Here is a 20,992-nt window from a genome sequence, read left to right as displayed (position 1 = left end):
TCTATTAATAAATTAATTTATTGCTTTATAGGCCTCAAAAGGTCTATCAGTAGCCATAATATCCGCACCTTTTTCTTTCCATTCAATGTATAATTCATCTCCATTGGCTTGTGCGCTTCGATCTAAGTTACCTAAAGTTCCTAGCATGCATACGATATTATTATCGTGTAATCTTTTATAAAGCGATGCGTCAGACAGTCGTGTACCAGTAAAAGCTAGCATATTTTCTGTAGGTATCTTAGCATTTAATAAACGCTCGAATTCATCATTATTTCTAGCCGAAACAGACAATAATAAATCTGGGGCCAAATTGTATGCGTTTATGGCTTGATCTACATCATATGTGATAATAATACTAATATCCTCAGCTTCTGCTTTTCTAATAGCTTCTATCACAACTTCCGGACGCACACTTCTCTTAATATCAATAGTAAGAATTACATTATTCTTTTTACTCCAGGATAATACGTCGGCAAACAATGGAATTTTAAAATCAGTTTCATTTCCGTGATCATCCACTAAATAAAATTGTTTCAACTCGCTGTATGTTAAATCCACAACTTTTCCACTTCCTGTTGTAGTTCTATCAATCGATTTATCATGTAGTAACACCAATTGATTATCTTTTGTTTGAGCCACATCGACTTCATATATAGCAACAATACTATCGCTAACAAATTGTAAAGTTTCTAAACAATTTTCAGGATAATTCACTAATCCTTTTCCACCGCGATGCACACTAATATTTGGAAAGTCGGATTTTGAAGCTTTAAAAAGTGCTATGAGCTTAGACGGTTGAATATCTGGCGTTGGTATTGATTCTTTAGATTGTTTACAACCGAGAGAAATCAACACAAATAAAATTATAAAATACTGTTTCATAATAGAATATAATTAAAACCTGTTAATTCAGGTCTAAAAAAAAATTATAAAAAAACCGTTTAGAAAACTAAACGGTTTTAAAAATTATCTTAATAAAGATTAAGCTTCAGCAACAACATCGAAAGTTAAATCTACAGTTACCGATCTATGTAATCTAATTGCAGCTTCGTACTGACCTAAACGCTTAATGTTACCACCTGTAATAGCGATAAACTTTTTGTCAACTTCATGACCAGCGTCTTTAAGTGCAGCAGCTAAATCCATTTTGGTAATAGAACCAAAAAGTTTATCACCAGCAGTTGCGCCAGTTCCAGCTTTAGCTGTAATTTTAATATCTAAACCTTTTAAGCCTTCAGCAGTTTTTTCTGCATCAGCAATAATAGTTTTTTCTTTGTATTCTCTTTGCTTTAATGTCTCAGCTAATACTTTTTTAGCAGAAGATGTAGCCATTATAGCTTGTCCTTGAGGAATTAAAAAATTTCTACCATAACCGTTCTTAACAGATACAATATCGTCTTTAAATCCTAAATTATCAACGTCTTGTTTTAATATAAGTTCCATTGTGTTATGATATTTTATTTTAATAAATCTGCAACATATGGCATTAAGGCTAAATGTCTAGCTCTTTTTACTGCCACAGATACTTTTCTTTGATACTTTAATGACGTTCCTGTTAAACGTCTTGGTAACAATTTACCTTGCTCGTTTACAAATCCTAATAACCAATCTGCATCTTTATAATCTACATACTTGATACCAGATTTTTGAAAACGACAATATTTTTTAGTCTTAGACGTCTCGATATTTAAAGGAGTTAAATATCTAATTTCTCCGTCTTTTTTTCCTTTTGCTTGTTGTTCTATTGATGACATAATTACGCTTTTGCTTTTGCTTTAACTTTCATTTTTTCTCGTCTTCTCTCAGCCCATGAAATAGCATGTTTGTCTAATTTCACAGTTAAGTAACGCATAAAACGCTCATCACGTCTAAACTCTAACTCTAAAGGTTCAATGACTTCACCATCTACGGTAAATTCGAATAAATGGTAAAAACCACTTTTTTTGTTTTGGATAGGGTAAGCTAACTTTTTTAGTCCCCAATCTTCTTTGGCAATCATCTTAGCACCTTTAGAAACGAGCATATCCTCGTATTTCTTTACTGTCTCCTTTATCTGATCGTCAGATAAAACGGGATTTAAGATGAAAACAGTTTCATAATGATTCATAATAAATATATTTGTTTATTGTTAAAACGGCTGCAAAAATACATATTAATTCTAGATTAGGCAACGTTTTTTTATTGTAATAACTATATTAGTACTTTAACGAATAAAATATGTTAAATAATACGCTTTGTCGGTAATATTTGTTTTTTAACCGAATTTATCGTACTATTGTCGATATCTTAACCTAAAATTAATAATGTTATGACTTTAAACTGTGTAGTTGTTGATGATTCTGCGATTCAGCGTCTCTCTATAGTAAAGTTAATTGAGAATCATTCCTCACTTAATCTTATTGCAGAGTACAGTAGTGCGTTAGAAACAAAAAACGGTCTTAATACCCACAAAGTAGATCTTATCTTCTTAGATATAGAGATGCCCGTATTAAACGGTTTTGAATTACTAGATGTACTCAACAACAAACCCCAAATTATTTTTGTTACCGGCAAAACAGAGTATGCTTTTAAAGCATTTAATTACGATGCCACCGATTATCTTCAGAAACCAATCACAAAAGAACGTTTTAATACTGCCGTAGAAAAAGCTATTGAGCAGCATAAATTGAAATTAGACTTTAACGAAACTGATGGTGAGCACATCTTTGTAAAAAGCAATCTTAAAAAACGTAAAGTTTATATTAAGGATATTAAATGGATTGAAGCTCTTGGCGATTACGTAAAAGTAGTTACAGAAGAAAATAGCTTGGTAGTATTATCTACCATGAAAGCATTCGAACAGGAATTACCAGAAGGTAAGTTTTTAAGAATTCACAAATCCTACATTGTGAATCTTGATAAAATTGACCGATTTAACAGTAAAAATGTCGAAGTTGGCGCTTATGAAATCCCCTTAAGTCGAAATAAAAAGACACAATTAGTAGATGCTTTAAATAATATGTAGAACTTTACATCAATATCAAAAGCATACATTATAAGTTTAAGAATCCTGAGCATCGGCTTAGGATTTTTTTTTTGTGTACGGCTTTTAAATTATAGTGATCCCAACCGTAGGAATTAGTATTTCTTTTAGATTAGTAAGCTTCTGTAAAATTTGAAGAGTATTCCACCTAGTTAAGACTTGAAACACTTGTAAGCATTAAAACTAAGTCTACAGTTTAAGAAATTTAATAACAAAAAAATCCTAATGCTCTCGCATCAGGATTTTTTCTAAAGTTAAATTAATTTAGAAGTGTTTCAAACTTCATTTTATTATAACTTATAACACTTAAAGCTTTTGAGTAATTTAACAGAAAACTTATCGTTTCACCCTTTGGTGCTAGGTTTTCATTTTTTGAGGAAGGATTAGAGTAAATTTTCGCCATTTTAACTATTTATGAGTTTCTATATAGCAAAAACGAAACTAATTTTCTTTTATTGTATGAAAATACTAAATCGTCTTAAAATTGATAGGTGCTACTCAATTAGTTAAAACAATATTATTTTGATCTATTACTTTACGCATATTTATTAAGGCATAACGCATTCTACCCAATGCTGTGTTAATACTTACGCCAGTTCGCTCCGATATTTCCTTAAAACTCATATCTTGATAGATACGCATTAAAAGTACTTGTTTTTGATCTTCTGGTAATTCTTCAATAATACGTCTTACATCAGATTCTACTTGGTCTTTAATTAAAGATTTTTCGGCATTTAAACTAGAGTCACTTAATACTGAGAAGATACTAAAATCCCCTGCATTCTGAAATTTTGGCATCCGCTTATTTTTTCTGAAATGGTCAATCACTAAATTATGAGCAATTCGCATTACCCAAGGTAAAAATTTGCCCTCTTCATTATATTTACCTCGTTTTAAAGTTCTAATCACTTTTATAAATGTATCCTGAAAAACATCTTCAGTCACATCTCTATCATAAACTTTGCTATAAATAAAACTGTAAATTTTTTGCTTATGCCTTTCTATTAATATAGATAATGCCTGCTCATTTCCATTAATGTAGTTGCTAACCAACACCGCGTCTTGGGTAAGTTCTTTGTTCATAATAATTACTTTAAAGCCTAGTAAAAATCTACTAAGTCTGGGGTTAAAAGCTGTTTTCTTAAAGTAATTTTATGCTATACGCGTTTGTGTTTATATATGAATAAGTTCCAAATATAACAACAATCATTCCGAAAAAACAAAAAAAAACGAAAATATTTAACATTTTATCGGATAAAATATTCCTTTTATAGATATAACCTTTCAGAAGAAAACTAACAATATATTTCGTTCAATACGCTCTTTATTAGTTGGTTAAAAAACATACACAAAATTTTACACCCTCTTTTTTTTTCGACCTCGTAAAAATTTATTTATTTAAGTGTTCTATGTTCAGATAAAATCGATGTATTAAAAACAAAGTTACCTTTCATTAAATCCTTAATTCAGGTACGCTCACAAATTATAAGGCATAATTTATTCATTATTTTCTAATATAGTATCTTTGCAAACTTAGATACTGAATAGAACCTATGAATACTACTGTTTTAGACGTTAACCCAAAAGAAAATATCATTATTAAGGGTGCAAAATTGCACAATCTTAAAAATATTGATGTTGTTATTCCTAGAAATAAATTGGTAGTAATTACAGGTTTATCAGGTTCTGGAAAGTCGAGTTTAGCTTTCGATACATTATATGCCGAAGGTCAAAGACGTTATGTAGAAAGCTTAAGTAGTTATGCGCGTCAGTTCTTAGGCAGATTGAACAAACCCAAAGTAGATTATATAAAAGGTATTGCTCCAGCTATTGCGATTGAGCAAAAAGTAAATTCTACCAATCCACGTTCTACAGTAGGGACCACCACAGAAATTTACGATTATTTAAAATTATTATTTGCTCGTATCGGAAAAACCTACTCGCCTATTTCAGGCAATGAAGTAAAAAAACATACAGTTTCTGATGTTATTAATTTTATTTCAACATTTAAAGAAGGCAGTAAACTTTTACTCTTAGCACCAATTATTTTAGAGGAAGGACGAACCATTGAAAATAAACTTCAAACGCTTCAACAACAAGGTTATGCTCGAATAAAAGTGAAAAATGACGTTGTTAGAATTGATGATGCCTTGAAAACAAAGATCAAAACTGATAAAAATTTATTCCTAGTTGTCGATAGGATAGTCTTTAAAAATGATGAAGATTTTCTTAATCGCCTAGCCGATGCGGTTGGAACAGCTTTTTATGAAGGTGTTGGTACGAGTGTTATAGAATCGCTTGCGGATAATAAACAAACGCTTTTCAATAATAAATTTGAACTAGATGGCATGTCTTTTTTAGAGCCTAATGCTCATTTATTCAGTTTTAATAATCCTTATGGAGCTTGTTCTAAATGTGAAGGCTATGGAGATGTTATTGGAATAGATGATGATTTAGTGATCCCAAATACGGCTTTATCAGTTTATGAAAACGCTATTTTTCCATGGCGTGGAGAAAGTATGAGCTGGTACAGAGACCAATTGGTGAACAATTCGCATCATTTCGATTTCCCCATCCATAAACCATACTTTCAGTTGAGTGATGCCCATAAAGCATTAATTTGGAAAGGTAATAGATATTTCGAAGGGTTAGATGGCTTCTTTGCTGAACTAGAATCAAAGGCTTATAAAATTCAAAATCGTGTGATGCTTTCGCGTTATCGTGGAAAAACCAAATGCAATGTTTGCAACGGTAAACGCTTACGTGAAGAAGCCAATTATGTTAAAGTTGACGGAGCAACTATTACAGGATTAGTGGATTTACCAATTGATGAATTGATTGTGTTTTTCAAAAATTTAAAATTAAATGAAAGCGATGCCAAAATAGCGAAACGACTTCTAACAGAAATTAATACACGACTAGAATTTTTAACCAATGTTGGGTTAAGTTATTTAACACTAAACCGAAAATCGAACACCCTATCTGGTGGTGAAAGTCAGCGAATTAATTTGGCAACATCCTTAGGGAGTAGCCTTGTAGGATCAATGTATATTTTAGATGAACCTAGTATTGGCTTGCACCCTAAAGACACTGAGCGCTTAATTGAAGTATTAAAATCTCTTCGCGATTTAGGAAATACAGTAATCGTGGTTGAACACGATGAGGATATTATGAAAGCTGCTGATGCCATTATAGATATAGGCCCTGAAGCCGGAACTTTTGGTGGAGAAGTCGTTGCCGTTGGAGATTTTAATGGCATTTTAGCTGCCAATACTTTAACTGCAAAATACTTAAACGGTCAATTAGAGATTGAAGTGCCTAAAAAACGTAGAACTTCACCTTACAGTGTTGATATTATAGGTGCACGCGAAAATAATTTACAGAACATAGATGTGACATTTCCATTAGAAATGCTAACCGTTATTACGGGCGTTTCTGGTAGTGGAAAAAGTACCTTGGTCAAAAAAATACTATTTCCAGCGATACAAAAGAAATTAACAGGTTTTAGCGATAAAATTGGTCAGGTTTCAGAAATAGCTGGAGATTTTAGCAATATTCAACATGTGGAATTCGTAGATCAGAATCCTATTGGTCGGTCATCGCGTTCTAATCCTGTTACTTATATAAAGGCCTATGATGATATTCGAGCCTTGTTCGCAGCTCAAAAATTGAGTAACATAAGAAATTATGCGGCCAAACATTTTAGTTTTAATGTTGATGGTGGACGTTGCGAAACCTGTAAAGGTGAAGGAGAAGTGACCATTGAAATGCAGTTTATGGCCGATGTTCATTTAACCTGTGATACCTGTAACGGAAAACGCTTTAAGAAAGAAGTTTTAGAGGTTAAATTCGAAGACAAATCTATAGCTGATATTTTAAATCTTACAATAGATGATGCTATTACATTTTTTAAGGCCCATAACCAATCTAAAATCCGAAAGAAATTACAACCTCTTCAAGATGTAGGCTTAGGTTACGTAACATTAGGACAATCTTCCTCTACCCTATCTGGTGGTGAAGCACAGCGTATAAAACTAGCCACATTTTTAGGCAAAGGCAGTAAAAGTGATAATGCTTTGTTTATTTTTGATGAACCAACTACAGGACTTCATTTTCATGATATTCAGAAATTATTAAAATCGTTTCAGGCCTTAATAAACAAAGGGCATTCTATTATAGTTATTGAACACAATATCGATTTAATTAAATGTGCCGACTATATTATTGATCTTGGACCAGAAGGTGGAAAACATGGAGGAAAGCTAGTTGCATCGGGAACACCTGAAGATGTTGTAAAGAACAAAAATTCAGTGACAGGGACATATCTTCAAGAAAAATTATAACAGGTTTTTCTTCGTTTTAGAATTAATAAATCATAAAAGCAAGTAAGCCCATAATTATTGCGGCCGTCGGTATAATGATGGCAATAAATGTAAATGTAGCAACGCTGCATTTTAGCCAACTTAGCAGCCATCCTTGTCCGTAAAAGCGTTTTAAAGCAATCATTAAATATATAAAGGTGGATAACGCGATAAGAAAATCGATCCAATCTGGTATATCCCAAATTAAATTAAAACCAAATATGGCACTAAAAACTGTAAATAAATATGAAAAATAATAGAAACTGAACACCAAATGATGTGCGTATCTGCCTTTATTGTAGTACAACAGTTTAATTATAGCTGCAAAAATTGGTAACAAGAAAAATAAAGCTATCGGTACAGTATCATAAAATGCTTGTAAAACATTGCCGCCATCTCTTGCCTGGTAAAATTTAAGAGCTTGGGTGTATAATTTTCTCATAAACCAACCGTCGTCGTCGTCCAACCCCATTTCTTTATAAATTTCCTCATCTGTCGCTTTTATATTTATTAGCGAATCTATTTTCCACTCATTAAAACCAAACGATACATCCGTTTTTTTTGGAATATTTTTAAGTTCTAGAATAGAGTCAATTTCCTTATTCGACATTTGTGTAATCCACTGATTATCTTTTAGTGCTTTTCTTATTTCAAGTTTAGACAATGAATCTTCAATTTTTAAATCAGACATTCTTTTGTCCGTCATAATGGAATCTAATTCAACAACCTGTTCTGTGGTTAACGTTTTTTTCAATTCTTCATTTAAAGTTTCAGCTTGTTTGCGCGCCTTAAATGAAAAAATAAAAAAGAAAATAACGGAGATAAATAAATACATCTGTGCTGGATGCAGATACAGCAATCGTTTTCCTTTTATAAATTCTTTAGCCAAATAACCTGGCTTAGTTAATAATGGTAGAAAGCTTTTTAAAAAACGGGCGTCAAATGAAAAATAATTGCTTATGGTATTGTAGAACAAAACTCCAATCGTTAATTCGTCGTTTGTTTTTTGTCCGCAGTGCGGGCAGAACTGAAAACCTTCATCAAATGGCTGTTCACAGTTTTTACATTTTACCTGATTAATTTTCATGTTGATTGATGCATAAATATCAAAAGTTAAACAACTTTCAATTTAACAGATTACTATTTCTTAATATGAAAACTAAAGTATAAAAATAAAATTTAGCATCCGCTTCATATCACAAACATAACTTTATGAACTTAAAAGTTGACAACACTAATGATAATCAGCTGTTTGTAATATTGGCACGTTGTTTGTAGTTTACTAAACGAGTTTAATTTAAAACCCAATTATTATGAAACGACTACTATATTTATTTGCAGCTTTTGTCGCTATAAGCACAACTGTATTCGCCACCAACAGCACTACAGCAGAATCTAACGCTTCCATCGATAACTATGTTAGAGGTTATGGTAATTCTTTCATATTTAATGAGGCAGGAATTGAATTTTCAGTATTCGCCGACGGCCAGTTCGATTTTTACATCGCAAATTACGGTCCCGATGTCAGCGTAAATATTAATCGCCCAGGTTTTAGCTTAAGTTTCAATTCTGGTTATGATTATAACCCTTATGTTCAGTATGATAGTTTTGGTGCTATCATTCAAATTGAAAATACGCCAATTTACTATGATTATTATGGTCGTGTAAATCAAATTGGAAATATCTTTATTAACTACAATAGTTTTGGAAGAATAAACAGGGTTGGTGGGCTTAATGTCTATTACAGAAATAACACCTTTTGGAGATACGATGGATTTATTAATATTCATAACAGATCTTATGTCTATAGACCATGGCACAGATTTTATGCTGCACCTCACATTAATTATTCTGTAGTACATGTTAATCCTTATAGACAACATTATATACCAACGAGACACATTTATTACAGACCTTACATTAATAATGTGCGCTATTACAATATCGGAAAACATAATAATGGCTACGCTATAAGACGTTCTTATTCTAAAACACGACGAACTAACAGTTATGTACAAACACCTAGAAATAGAACCGAAAGAAACATTAGGGCTCGTGCAACAAGAGTTAATAAATCGATAGCAAATACAAGAGCAACACGTTTTAGTAATAACAATATTTCGAACAAAAGTACAGCACGAAAAAGTAATACTACCACTACAAGACTTGGAACGCAACGTAATAATCAAACAGTAACTACGAAACGTTCAAGTAAACGAGTTATCAATTCTGCTAATACGAGTAGAAATAGTAAAGTGGTAGCAGCACGTTCTAACGCCAGAACGAAAGCTCCTGTAAGATCGATTCGAACGTCTAAATCATCAACATCTCGCTCTAACATTATTGGTAAGACGCCGATAAGAACTACAGGTAGAAATAATACAGTTTCGCAGAGAAATTTAAATAAGAATGTGACGCGATCAAAAAGTGCTGTGTCTAACTATAAAACAAGAACGACATCAGTTAGAAAACCGCAAGCAACAAAATCTCGTATATATAATAAGAGCACATCACGAAACACAAGTCAGCGTGGTGTGGTTCAAAATAAAAGAAAATCATCGTCTGTAAAAAGTAAATCTAGTGCAGGTAGAACGCGCAACCAAAGTTCTTCTGGATCTCAAACAAGACGTACAAGAGGATAAAAGTTTTTTTTGGTTGGTTGAATGTCCCGTATGTTGTATGCCTCAGAGCACCTTACGGGACATTCTTATATATTTTAGTAAAGGTTGGGAAACTTTATTTTAAAATACTTCTAAGCACTCCGTTTGCTAGTTATAAAATCTACTAAGAATTTCACTGATCCTCGCGGAAAATTTTTGTGTTTGAATCTCAAATTTCAATTTCAATTCTATTAATAATATTTCAATTATGATTTTTTTTAATCAACACTCACAATACTATACCTATTCACTTCAACCGCAAATACTTTCTTATCTGATTAGTTATATCCTGGGAAACATTCAACTTAAAGATTAGGATTACATAAATTAAACCTAATAAAACAGATTTTAATATGATATTAATGATAGGATGAAATGAAAAATCCCAGAAATAGAAAGTCATAACCAATATTAGCAATATAAGGACAACCTTAACTGATCCCTTGGTAAAAGGTAATAGATTAAACTTTCGTTTTACATATAAAATTTTGATAGTGTTGTAAATAAACACTGCTAAAAATGTTGCAAAAGCAGAACCTTCTATACCAAAGATGGGAATAAAAACGGTATTCAAAACTATAGCCATAAAAGCCAATAGTACTCCAAAAAACAACACCATTCGGTAATAATCACTGTTAAAAAGAATCGCATTGTTATTCCCTAAACTATTATCATAAAGCTTAGCCAGACTCACAATAAGCACAACAAAAAGGCCCCCTGTAAATTCTTTGGGAAGAATTTCATATAACTGATTGATGTTTAAAATGATTAGTAAAAAAATAATACCACTCACCACCAAAAGTGTCATAGAGCTACGTTTATACAAATCTTCCAAGGCTTCATGATTTTTTTCATTGAGATATTGTGCTGTTAGTGGTAACATTATTTGATGCATGGCACGTTGCGGCACGGCAATAACTGTAGCGATAAAAATGGCAACACTATAATAAGCGACTTGCTCGATATCTGGCAACATAAGTCCAATCATAAATTTATCGATATCGAGAATTAACATCGCCACAGAGCCCGCAATAATCATTAAACCTGCATACTTTATAATTGAAAACTGATTTCCAAGTTTTTGAAATTGTAACTTCGGAAATCTAACAGAATATGCGTAAAGTTTCATTATAAGCATTCTAAAGACGTACACACCAACTAAAGCTGTAATAAATTGATCTACCGTCAACCATTCTAAATATACGGCAATAAGTAATAGCATAATTAATACACGGTGAAATATTTCCTTCATCAAATTCCCAAAAACAGTCTGCATTTGCACTTTCGTCCAAGCAAAAAAGATTTCGAAATAAGCCATCGATATTGCTAGTATGAATATATGCCAAACATAATTTTCTACAATTTGGTTTTCGTTTGAAAGCCAATCAGCGAGACTATCATAGGCAAAATAGCCCAAGAACGCAGTCGGAAGGATAAATAATAACGGCAAAAACAACATTAAGGTTAAAAAACTATTGATGCTACTTTTGGTTTTAAACGTTGAATAAAATTTTACAATGGCGTTATGAACTCCAAAAGCCATAAACGGCATCATAATATTAGCCGCAGACAATAAAAAAGCAACTAAACCATAATACTTATCCGTCAAAAAATTGGTGTAAAGAAAAAGTGTATTAACAGCACCAATTCCAAACCCTAAATAAGTAGTTATTGTGTTTTTGAAAGATTGGTTTAATACGATTCCCATAGAAGTACAAATAACAACTATAAAATATCAAACTCCAAAATGATTTTTAAAAACACTCCTCAAGTCCCCTCAAGAGCGTAAAATCAACTTTGCCAATTTCTCCGTCAAAGCTTTTCTGCTATAAGGCTTTAAACCAATAGCATTTACTTTAAGCGCATTATTCTGAAACGCTTCAAAATAGTGCAATAGTTGCGTTTTTAATGACTCTTTTTGATGGTAATTAAAATAGGTTCCAGTATTGGTCGAATTAATTATTTGCTCCACATCGGCATTTTTGGGGCCAATCGCTAAAATTGGTGTTTCTGAAATAAGGTATTCAAAAACCTTTCCCGGAATGATGGCTTTAGTGTCTTCGGAATCGATTTCGATTAACAATAAAAGCTGCGAGCGCATTTGAAATTTTATCGCTTCATCATGACTGACATAACCCACAACTTCTAAATGATTTTTTAAGCGGTAGTTGTGTATGGAAGAAATAACATCATCGCTAACTACACCAACCAACTGCAACTTAAAAACCGCGGCGAAATCAGCATTTTCCTCGATTAATTCTGAAAGTGTTTCCCATAAAACTTCAGGATTTCGTTCTGATAATAATGACCCTATATGCGATACGGTAAACAACCTATCCTTCTTCGCTATACTTATATTATGCGAATCATAACCGTTGGTAATAACCGTAATAGTTCGTTTAGATTTAGTTTGGAACTCGTTTTTAGTATGATAACTTGTAACTATAATTTCGTCAGCAGAATTTAATACTTTTTGCTCTAAGTCTAAATGTTTTGCTTTTGAAGCTGCTGTTAATTTTAAATCTTTGTGATAACCGATTGTTGTCCAGGGATCTCTAAAATCGGCCAACCATTTAACATCTAATTTTGCATTTAATTGTAAACCAATTAAATGCAAGCTGTGAGGCGGTCCTGTGGTTATAATCGTCTCAATTTGATGCTCTTTTATATAATTTGTTAAAAAATGTACCGAAGGGTTTATCCAATTTTTGCGAGCATCTGGAATGAAATAATTGCCTCTCACATACAGCATCGCTTTTTCTGTTAAAGATTGTTTTTTAGCTTTTGGGATGACTCCAGAACTTATCTTTTTGGATTTACCTTTTGAAAAAACACTCGCCAAATCATAAGGTTCATTAATGGGCTGCTTTAAAATAATAATATCTTCAGGAATTTCATTAACCAAACTCTCATCAAGAATTGGATAATTAGGATTTTCAGGACAATAAACGATCGGGGCAATACCAAATTCGGGTAAATATTTTACAAATTTCAACCAACGCTGTACCCCTGGTCCACCCGCTGGAGGCCAATAATAAGTTATGATTAGTACTTTTGTGCTCATCCTATAGTCCTGTGAAAGCAGAAATCTTAAATACTATTATACGTTCTTTTATTATAGCAATACTTCATTTTTATTAACGATCATAAATTCTCGGAATGACAGTTAATTTTCATTTTGCTTAAAAGAAAAATACAATCCAAACAAAATTAAAATACCCAAAACAGCAGAACTCGCCAAAGCTATTTTACTTCCGGTTTCAACAACTTGTGGTTCGAATTTAAACTCTATAGTGTGATTTCCCTTTGGTAATTCTAGAGCTCTTAACACATAATTCACTCTAAAATGTGATGTTAATTTGCCATCAATGTATGCATTCCATCCTTGCTTATAATAAATCTCTGAAAAAACGGCCAAACCTTCATTTTCATTATTAGATTCGTATTTTAAATAATTGGGTTTGAATTCCTTCAACTGAATAGACGCAATAGAATCTACTTGATACGATGTTTTCAAACGATTATCTGTCTGAACTTTTTGTTCTAAAACCGCTGTGGTCTTTGTGTTTAAACTATCTAAAGCCCTAATCTCTTGGTTGGCATTAGCGACAATTTTAAGTTTTGAAACAAACCAAGCATTTCCGTTGGCCTCAGTATTGGTATATGGAAAAATTTGGCCTTGCTCTTCTGCAATAATGTATTTGGTGTTAAGCATATTAAGGACATTCATGTTATTTTTATACACATGAAAATCTAACAATTCCTCTGCACGTCCCAGTTTTGCGGCGCTATAACCCATCAATGAATTATGAAAATAAGCCGCTTTAGCCGGCATACGCTGACCCTCAGAAGACATATCCATCACTCTAAAATGGTCATTATCCTTTAATATTTCTTTATCGGCTTGGTTAGGTTGATAGGGTTTGTCGACATTTAAGGCTGAAATAAAATTATCGTTATTCACATACTGTCTGTCCACATTTACTAAATCGAAAAGAATCAAAACTGCAAATACAACCACAACTAAATTTTCGGAAAGTTTCTTTTTAAGAAATAAATAAATGGTTCCCGCTGATAATAAAACTAAAATCAATGTTCTTAATGTATCTGTGGTCATTAGAGATTTTCGATCGTCCACTACAGCATCGACAAATGGTTGGCCATATGCCTGAATATACTGATCATCTCTTAGCCCTTCAAAATCGAATAAAGCAGATTTGAACAATAAAAAGATTAAGGCTAAACCTGCTGTGATGCTTACTGAATATAATAATGCTTTTAGCTTTTCCTCATCCTTCTGATAATCATTGAACAATCTCGATAATGCAAAAACGCCCAAAATTGGAATACATAATTCCAATAACACTTGAATAGAACTAACTGCTCTAAATTTATTATATAAAGGCACATAATCAATAAAGAAGTCCGTTAAAAATCCTAGATTTTTACCGTAAGAAAGGAGTAATGATAATATTGTGCCACCAACAAGCCACCATTTTAAACGGCCCTTCACTAAAAATAATCCTAGAACAAACAGGAAAATAATAACCGCTCCCACATAAGCTGGAGCTTCTACTATAGGTTGATCGCCCCAATACATTGGTGCATTTCTGGCAGCATCGAGCGCTTCAATTGGTGATGCCCCGAGATTTATATAAGCTTTATAGGTTTCGGAATCTTTACCAACATCTTCGTAATTACCTCCTCCCATAAATTTTGGAATGAAGAGATTAAAAGTTTCCAAAATTCCATAACTGTATTCGGTAATATAGGCTTTATCTAAACCTGATGTGATTTCTTTCGGTGAGCCATCTGAGTTAATGGTTAAATCACTCTGTCCACGTGCACTTTCCTTCACGTACTCTTGGGTTGCCATAATGTTTGTAGCATTAAGACCAACGGCTAAAATGGCTGCCACACTCAACAGACCTACCGATTTAAAAAAATGTGGTAACTTTTTTTTTCGATAAGCATCAATGAGATATACCAAACCAAGAACCAAAACCAACAATAATAGATAATATGTCATTTGGAAATGATTCGCCACAATTTCCAATCCTAAAGCTATTGTAGTCAGTAAAAAACCGAAAATATATTTCTTTCGGAAGGTGAGTACAATCCCAGATAAAACCAATGGCATATAGGCTATGGCGTGCGCTTTAGAATTATGGCCAACCCCTAGAATAATAATCAGATAGGTTGAAAACCCAAATGCTAATGCACCTAAAGCAGCAAGTTTAAAATCTACTTTTAGAGACAATAACAATATATAAATGCCAATAAAATAAAGAAATAGATAATCTGCAGGTCGAGGAAGAAAACGTAATGTTAAATCGAGTTTTTTAATATAATTATGTGGATATTTTGCTCCTAATTGATAAGTTGGCATTCCACCAAAAGCACTATTGGTCCAATAAGTTTCCTCACCTGTAGTTTTGGCAAATTCTTTTTGCTGTTGCGCCATACCAATGTAATGCATAATATCACTTTGGTTGATTTTTTTACCTTGTAAAACTGGACTAAAATAAGCTAAAGATAATACGACAAACCCAATTAAGATTAGGACATGTGGCAATAAACGTTTAATGGAAATTGACATGAAAATGCATTAAATTGAATGATTCTGAAAAGTAGTAATATTTTTTGAAACCCAAATTAAAGTTCCACTATTACTGAATGATATTCAGCATAAATTAAAAAAAAAGTAGTATTAATCAACTTCTTCATAATCAACATACTCCCCTACTTTATCATTAGATTTTTGGTTTTGATGAGGCATTTTATCAATAACCGTTTCACCTTCTTTCTGTTTCTGTTGCTGTCTTTTTTGGTTTGCATTTTGAAATCCACCAAATTGCTCCCCAAATTTTTGTTCTGCTTTTTTAGCGACAAAACGCATTAATAACGGCGCAAAAAGACGGGCTAAAATTTTGAAGCCGAAATAAACCAATAAAATAATTAATATAGTTCTCAGTAATCCCATGGACTAAGCTAATTGAATAAATGATAATCTAATAGTCAAAAATACAATTATCATCAATTATATTGCGCTAATATTCCTTAAAAAATTCATAATATCGATTCCGTTTCAAAATTTCAAATTAGAAATGGTATAAAATCTATATATTTGACTGAAATCTTCAATGGACTGAATGATTTTAAACCCTTAAAAAATGAGAATACTCAAATCAACCCTAATAGTAATACTTTCAATTTCTTTTAATTTAGCTTTCGGTCAATATACCGAGGTTATTAATTCTAATCGTCCAGGCGTATCCAAAAGTGCATTTTCGGTGGGTACTGGGATTGTACAATTTGAAGCTGGAGCGTTTACTGTGAAAGAAGAACATGCTCTTCTTAATTACGAAGTTTCTGGATTTGGTCTCGATTTTGCCCTGAGATATGGTTTACTTTTTGAAGAATTAGAATTGTCTCTTGAGGGCATTTATCAAAACGATAATATTACCTATAATAATACAACGATTCCAGTTGAAGATCCCCGTTCTAATTTTAAGAATTTTACATTAGGAGCAAAATATTTGGTATATGACCCTTACAAAAACGCAGAAGATGCTAAACCAAATTTGTACAGTTTCCATGCCAATAGGGGTTTTAGTTGGAAATCATTAATACCAGCGATATCCGTCTATGTCGGCGCAAATTTTGACACCAAAGACAATCCCTATGTGGCGCCTAATATTGAAGGCTTTAGCCCGAAAATTATGATAGCTACACAAAATAACTTTAATGGAGGTTGGGTTTTTGTAATGAATTTAATAAAAGATAGAATTGGTACGGATCAATCCGATTTTTCATATGTGCTGACGCTTACCCATTCTTTTACTCCACAGTGGGTAGTATTTGGTGAAACACAAGGTATTCAAAGTGATTTTTATGCTGATAACATTTTTAGATTTGGTGGCGCCTATCTTTGGACCAAGGATTTTCAATTAGATGCTAATATTGCTTTTAATACCAAAGATACTCCTACTATATTCAATATTGCATTTGGCGCTTCTTATCGTTTAGATTTTCACAAAGATAAAAAGATCGATAACGGTAATTCGGCAAGATATGGAAATGGCAAAATGCGAAAAAACAAGAACAAAAAGAAAAAAACAGATGATTTCGACTCTTAATTTAGCTCACCTAACTACATGATTACAATTAAAGAAGCCTCAGCAAAAAAGGATTTAAGAGCATTTGTTAAATTTCCTTTTACATTATACAAAGATTCAAAATATTGGGTACCACCGATAATTAAACAAGAGTTAGAAACTTTTAATAAGGATAAAAATCCTATTTTCAATGATGCAGAGGCCCGTTTCTTCTTAGCCTACAGGTCTGGAAAGGTTGTGGGTAGAGTTGCCGCTATTATAAATTGGTTGGAAGTTGACAAGCAAAATATTAAAAAAATGCGCTTCGGTTGGTTCGATTTTGTTGACGATTTGGAAGTGAGCAAAGCACTATTAGAAACGGTTGAAAATATTGGAAGAGATCATCAGTTAAGTTACACCGAAGGTCCTGTTGGATTTTCTAATTTGGATAAAGTTGGAGTTATGACCGAGGGTTTTGATCATTTAGCAACAATGATTACTTGGTATAATCACCCTTATTACGTGCATCACTATAAGGCACATGGTTTTAAAATTGAAAAAGAATATTCAGAAAGTAGATTTCCGTTTAGTAATGTGAAACCTCAGTTTTTTAAAAAAGCTGTAGAACTAATAAAACGGCGTTATAAGGTGAAGGCCTTATCTTTTACAAAAACCGACGATGTAATGCCATATGCAGACCGCATGTTTGATCTGTTTAACAAAAGTTATGCTTCATTATCGTCTTTTGTTGAAATTACAGATATTCAAAAAGAATATTTCAAGAAAAAATTCATTAGTTTTATTAATCCTGAATATATTAAATTTGTCTTAGATAAAGACGACCAATTAATAGGTTTTGCTATTGTAATGCCAAGATTTGCTGAAGCACTGCAAAAAGCAAACGGCAAACTGTTTCCGTTTGGATTTACACATATATTAAAAGCAAAAAAGAATAGTAAGGAGGTTATTTTTTATCTTATCGGCATACATCCAGACTATCAAAATAAGGGCATCCATGCCTTAATTTTCAATGAATATTACGAAACTTTCACTGAAAAAGGTATCAAAACATGTTATAGAACACCTGAACTAGAAGACAATGTGGCCATTAAGCAGATCTGGAAACATTTTGATCCTAAGGTTTATGCTAGACGTAAGACTTTTATAAAAAACTTATAGCAGAATGTCTTGAGTTTTAGATAATAAAAAAAAACGATCATCTCAATTATAATTGAGATGATCGTTCTACAATGAACTAGTCTAAACTTTTTGAATTCTTAGCAAATTGTAAAAAAGTCTAAACGAATTCTATAAATGAATAATTTGTTATTCACCCATGGCAGCAATTAACGCTGCAGACATTCTTTTATAAGTACCGTTTACCAAGCGTTCTCTAATAGCATCAAAAGCATCTAGAGTTTCCCTTACATCTTCTAATGTATGCGTTGCTGTAGGAATCATTCTTAATAAGATCATTCCTTTTGGTATTACAGGATAGACTACTATTGAACAGAATATGCCATAGTTTTCTCGTAAATCTCTTACTAAAGCCATCGCTTCAGGAATACTACCTTTTAAATATACTGGAGTTACACAACTTTGTGTAGTACCAATATCAAAACCACGTTCCTTTAATCCCGATTGCAACGCATTTACAATTGTCCAAAGGTTTTCTTTTAATTCTGGCATAGTACGCAACATATCCAAACGTTTCAATGCACCAACAACGAGTTGCATTTGTAAGGACTTAGCGAACATTTGTGAACGTAAGTTATATTTCAAGTAATCTATAATTTCTTGGTCAGCAGCAATAAATGCTCCTGTGCTTGCCATAGATTTAGCAAAGGTTGCAAAATAAACATCGATCTCATCTTGTACTCCTTGCTCCTCACCTGCTCCTGCTCCAGTTTTACCCAGAGTTCCAAAACCATGGGCATCATCTACGAAAAATCTAAAATTGAATTTTTTCTTAAGAGCCACAATTTCTTTTAATCGCCCTTGTTCCCCACGCATGCCAAACACACCTTCCGAAATCACTAAGATTCCACCTCCAGTTTGTTCTGCCATTTTTGTAGCACGTTCTAAGTTTTTTTCTAAGCTATCAATGTCATTATGTTTATATGTAAAGCGTTTTCCCATGTGTAAACGCACACCATCAATAATACAAGCGTGTGAATCGACATCGTAAACAATAATATCGTCTTTCGCAACCAAGGCATCAATGGTAGAAACCATACCTTGATATCCAAAATTTAAAAGATAAGCCGCTTCTTTATTAACAAATTCGGCCAATTCTTTTTGTAATTGCTCGTGCAAATCAGTGTGACCAGACATCATACGTGCTCCCATAGGATACGCTGAACCGTAATCTGCCGCAGCTTCAGCATCTATTTTCCTAACTTCAGGATGGTTTGCCAAGCCTAAATAATCATTAATACTCCATGTAATAACATCCTTTCCTTGAAATTTCATTCTATTAGAGATCTGCCCTTCAAGTTTAGGGAATACAAAATACCCTTCTGCTTGCGCTGCCCATTTACCTAATGGTCCTTTATCTCTATAAATCTTTTCAAATAAATCCTTCATACTTTAAAATTGCTATTAATTATGTGCTACACGCTAAGAATTGAGCATTAACACACTTTCAACATTAGTTAAATTAACTTAGTTAGTGTCTGCAAAATTAGGTAATTATATGATGACCACATAATTTATTTTTTCGAACTATTAACTAAGTTTTGAACATAAAAAAGCCTATTACGTTATTTGTAATAGGCCTATATCGTTATAGGGTGATTACTTAATATATTCAATAGTGGCTTGTAATTCAGACTTACTATCAAAAAAGCCTTGATCTTCCATCCACTTATCGTTATAGACTTTACTCATGTAACGTGACCCATGATCTGGAAAAATCACCACAATTTTATCAGAAGACTTAAACTCACCTTCTTCTTGCAATTGCTTAATAGCTTGCATGGCAGCACCACTTGTATAACCTACAAAAAGACCTTCCGTATTTGAAATTTCTCTGGCGGTATGTGCGCTTTCTTCATCTGTAACTTTTACAAACTTATCGATAGCATCAAAATCAGTTGCTGTAGGGATTAAGTTTTTACCTAAACCTTCAATTCTGTATGGATAAATCTCTTTATCATCAAACTCACGTGTTTCATGATATTTTTGAAGCACAGAACCATAAGCATCAACACCAATCACTTTTACGTTTGGGTTTTGTTCTTTTAAATACTTTGAAATTCCTGAAATTGTTCCTCCAGTGCCACTGCAAGCTACCAAATGTGTAATTTGACCATCGGTCTGATCCCAAATTTCTGGACCAGTAGTATTGTAATGCGCATCAATATTTAATTGATTGAAATACTGATTAATATAAATAGAACCTTTATTTTCTTCATGCAGGCGCTTTGCTACTTGGTAATAAGAACGTGGATCGTCTGCTTTAACGTGCGCCGGACATACATATACCTTTGCTCCCATTGATTTCAGCATGTCTATTTTATCTGCAGACGATTTAGAACTTACAGCCAAAATACATTCGTACCCTTTAATGATACTAACCATAGCAATACTAAAACCTGTATTACCTGATGTCGTTTCTATAATGGTATCACCAGGAGTCAAAATACCCTGACGTTCGGCCTCTTCAATAATATGTAAAGCGATTCTGTCTTTAGAAGAATGACCTGGGTTAAACGCTTCTACTTTGGCATAAAAATCACCATCGAAGTTAGCGGTTATTTTATTTAATTTGATTAAGGGAGTGTTACCGATTAACTGTAACACATTATCAAATACATTTTTGTTGTTGTTCATAAACGAAATTTTTCAGTA

17 protein-coding genes are annotated in these 20,992 nt (G+C 32.8%); 5 read left to right on the top strand and 12 right to left on the bottom strand.

What is annotated here, in order from left to right; translation table 11 throughout:
* Positions 1–12 precede the first annotated feature (12 nt).
* From QMA06_RS10070 to rpsF, 4 genes are all read right to left on the bottom strand, one after another.
* Positions 13–882: a glycerophosphodiester phosphodiesterase family protein gene (locus QMA06_RS10070; RefSeq protein WP_290206723.1), complete on the bottom strand. Its 870-nt coding sequence runs from the start codon at positions 880–882 to the stop codon at positions 13–15.
* A gap of 99 nt (positions 883–981) precedes the next feature.
* Entirely contained in the window at positions 982–1,443 is a 462-nt protein-coding gene (gene rplI / locus QMA06_RS10065) for a 50S ribosomal protein L9 (protein ID WP_290206722.1), read from the bottom strand.
* A gap of 14 nt (positions 1,444–1,457) precedes the next feature.
* Positions 1,458–1,757 carry a 30S ribosomal protein S18 gene (gene rpsR / locus QMA06_RS10060; protein WP_173280593.1) on the bottom strand — a complete coding sequence of 100 codons (300 nt, stop codon included), beginning with the start codon at positions 1,755–1,757 and terminating at the stop codon, positions 1,458–1,460.
* Positions 1,757–2,107, bottom strand: a complete 351-nt coding sequence (gene rpsF, locus QMA06_RS10055) for a 30S ribosomal protein S6 (RefSeq protein ID WP_290206721.1) — start codon at positions 2,105–2,107, stop codon at positions 1,757–1,759. The genes rpsR and rpsF overlap by 1 nt, the downstream gene beginning before the upstream one ends.
* 201 nt (positions 2,108–2,308) lie before the next feature.
* Here rpsF and QMA06_RS10050 point away from each other — a divergent pair, with 201 nt between their 5' ends.
* Positions 2,309–3,004: a LytR/AlgR family response regulator transcription factor gene (locus tag QMA06_RS10050; protein WP_008271090.1), complete on the top strand. Its 696-nt coding sequence runs from the start codon at positions 2,309–2,311 to the stop codon at positions 3,002–3,004.
* A 516-nt stretch (positions 3,005–3,520) separates the two neighbouring features.
* On the opposite strand, the gene QMA06_RS10045 is transcribed toward QMA06_RS10050, so the two are convergent.
* Positions 3,521–4,105, bottom strand: coding sequence for an RNA polymerase sigma factor (locus QMA06_RS10045; RefSeq protein ID WP_290206720.1), 585 nt, complete (start codon positions 4,103–4,105; stop codon positions 3,521–3,523).
* A 470-nt stretch (positions 4,106–4,575) separates the two neighbouring features.
* Here QMA06_RS10045 and uvrA point away from each other — a divergent pair, with 470 nt between their 5' ends.
* A complete protein-coding gene (uvrA, locus tag QMA06_RS10040) occupies positions 4,576–7,365 on the top strand; it encodes an excinuclease ABC subunit UvrA (RefSeq protein WP_290206719.1) in 2,790 nt (929 codons plus the stop codon).
* Between the two features lie 22 nt (positions 7,366–7,387).
* Here uvrA and QMA06_RS10035 read toward each other — a convergent pair whose 3' ends face one another.
* Positions 7,388–8,470 carry a DUF3667 domain-containing protein gene (locus QMA06_RS10035; protein WP_290206718.1) on the bottom strand — a complete coding sequence of 361 codons (1,083 nt, stop codon included), beginning with the start codon at positions 8,468–8,470 and terminating at the stop codon, positions 7,388–7,390.
* Between the two features lie 226 nt (positions 8,471–8,696).
* Between QMA06_RS10035 and QMA06_RS10030 the strand changes: the two genes are divergently transcribed.
* On the top strand, positions 8,697–10,025 hold the full coding sequence (locus QMA06_RS10030) for a hypothetical protein (protein WP_290206717.1): 1,329 nt from the start codon (positions 8,697–8,699) through the stop codon (positions 10,023–10,025).
* Between the two features lie 265 nt (positions 10,026–10,290).
* On the opposite strand, the gene QMA06_RS10025 is transcribed toward QMA06_RS10030, so the two are convergent.
* From QMA06_RS10025 to QMA06_RS10010, 4 genes are all read right to left on the bottom strand, one after another.
* Positions 10,291–11,751 carry an oligosaccharide flippase family protein gene (locus QMA06_RS10025; protein WP_290206716.1) on the bottom strand — a complete coding sequence of 487 codons (1,461 nt, stop codon included), beginning with the start codon at positions 11,749–11,751 and terminating at the stop codon, positions 10,291–10,293.
* A gap of 69 nt (positions 11,752–11,820) precedes the next feature.
* A complete protein-coding gene (locus QMA06_RS10020) occupies positions 11,821–13,107 on the bottom strand; it encodes a glycosyltransferase family protein (RefSeq protein WP_290206715.1) in 1,287 nt (428 codons plus the stop codon).
* A gap of 102 nt (positions 13,108–13,209) precedes the next feature.
* Positions 13,210–15,642, bottom strand: coding sequence for a YfhO family protein (locus QMA06_RS10015; protein ID WP_290206714.1), 2,433 nt, complete (start codon positions 15,640–15,642; stop codon positions 13,210–13,212).
* Between the two features lie 111 nt (positions 15,643–15,753).
* A complete protein-coding gene (locus QMA06_RS10010; RefSeq protein ID WP_290206713.1) occupies positions 15,754–16,026 on the bottom strand; it encodes a DUF4834 family protein in 273 nt (90 codons plus the stop codon).
* Positions 16,027–16,216: 190 nt separating this feature from the next.
* Here QMA06_RS10010 and QMA06_RS10005 point away from each other — a divergent pair, with 190 nt between their 5' ends.
* Positions 16,217–17,182 carry a transporter gene (locus QMA06_RS10005; protein ID WP_290206712.1) on the top strand — a complete coding sequence of 322 codons (966 nt, stop codon included), beginning with the start codon at positions 16,217–16,219 and terminating at the stop codon, positions 17,180–17,182.
* An 18-nt stretch (positions 17,183–17,200) separates the two neighbouring features.
* A complete protein-coding gene (locus QMA06_RS10000) occupies positions 17,201–18,319 on the top strand; it encodes a GNAT family N-acetyltransferase (protein WP_290206711.1) in 1,119 nt (372 codons plus the stop codon).
* Positions 18,320–18,466: 147 nt separating this feature from the next.
* Here QMA06_RS10000 and QMA06_RS09995 read toward each other — a convergent pair whose 3' ends face one another.
* Positions 18,467–19,726: an aminotransferase class I/II-fold pyridoxal phosphate-dependent enzyme gene (locus tag QMA06_RS09995; protein ID WP_290206710.1), complete on the bottom strand. Its 1,260-nt coding sequence runs from the start codon at positions 19,724–19,726 to the stop codon at positions 18,467–18,469.
* A 210-nt stretch (positions 19,727–19,936) separates the two neighbouring features.
* A complete protein-coding gene (locus QMA06_RS09990) occupies positions 19,937–20,974 on the bottom strand; it encodes a PLP-dependent cysteine synthase family protein (RefSeq protein ID WP_290206709.1) in 1,038 nt (345 codons plus the stop codon).
* Positions 20,975–20,992 lie beyond the last annotated feature (18 nt).

It is taken from the genome of Winogradskyella bathintestinalis, from assembly GCF_030407435.1.
GTDB classification, from domain to species: domain Bacteria; phylum Bacteroidota; class Bacteroidia; order Flavobacteriales; family Flavobacteriaceae; genus Winogradskyella; species Winogradskyella bathintestinalis.
This window is presented reverse-complemented; position numbering and strand designations above follow the sequence as displayed.

Coding starts and splice junctions, on each gene's coding strand:
- QMA06_RS10045 (WP_290206720.1), bottom strand. CDS start 4,105: ATGAACAAAGAACTTACCCAAGACGCGGTGTTGGTTAGCAACTACATT.
- QMA06_RS10000 (WP_290206711.1), top strand. CDS start 17,201: ATGATTACAATTAAAGAAGCCTCAGCAAAAAAGGATTTAAGAGCATTT.
- QMA06_RS10035 (WP_290206718.1), bottom strand. CDS start 8,470: ATGAAAATTAATCAGGTAAAATGTAAAAACTGTGAACAGCCATTTGAT.
- QMA06_RS10030 (WP_290206717.1), top strand. CDS start 8,697: ATGAAACGACTACTATATTTATTTGCAGCTTTTGTCGCTATAAGCACA.
- QMA06_RS09990 (WP_290206709.1), bottom strand. CDS start 20,974: ATGAACAACAACAAAAATGTATTTGATAATGTGTTACAGTTAATCGGT.
- QMA06_RS10025 (WP_290206716.1), bottom strand. CDS start 11,751: ATGGGAATCGTATTAAACCAATCTTTCAAAAACACAATAACTACTTAT.
- QMA06_RS09995 (WP_290206710.1), bottom strand. CDS start 19,726: ATGAAGGATTTATTTGAAAAGATTTATAGAGATAAAGGACCATTAGGT.
- QMA06_RS10050 (WP_008271090.1), top strand. CDS start 2,309: ATGACTTTAAACTGTGTAGTTGTTGATGATTCTGCGATTCAGCGTCTC.
- QMA06_RS10010 (WP_290206713.1), bottom strand. CDS start 16,026: ATGGGATTACTGAGAACTATATTAATTATTTTATTGGTTTATTTCGGC.
- QMA06_RS10015 (WP_290206714.1), bottom strand. CDS start 15,642: ATGTCAATTTCCATTAAACGTTTATTGCCACATGTCCTAATCTTAATT.
- uvrA (WP_290206719.1), top strand. CDS start 4,576: ATGAATACTACTGTTTTAGACGTTAACCCAAAAGAAAATATCATTATT.
- rpsF (WP_290206721.1), bottom strand. CDS start 2,107: ATGAATCATTATGAAACTGTTTTCATCTTAAATCCCGTTTTATCTGAC.
- QMA06_RS10020 (WP_290206715.1), bottom strand. CDS start 13,107: ATGAGCACAAAAGTACTAATCATAACTTATTATTGGCCTCCAGCGGGT.
- rplI (WP_290206722.1), bottom strand. CDS start 1,443: ATGGAACTTATATTAAAACAAGACGTTGATAATTTAGGATTTAAAGAC.
- QMA06_RS10005 (WP_290206712.1), top strand. CDS start 16,217: ATGAGAATACTCAAATCAACCCTAATAGTAATACTTTCAATTTCTTTT.
- QMA06_RS10070 (WP_290206723.1), bottom strand. CDS start 882: ATGAAACAGTATTTTATAATTTTATTTGTGTTGATTTCTCTCGGTTGT.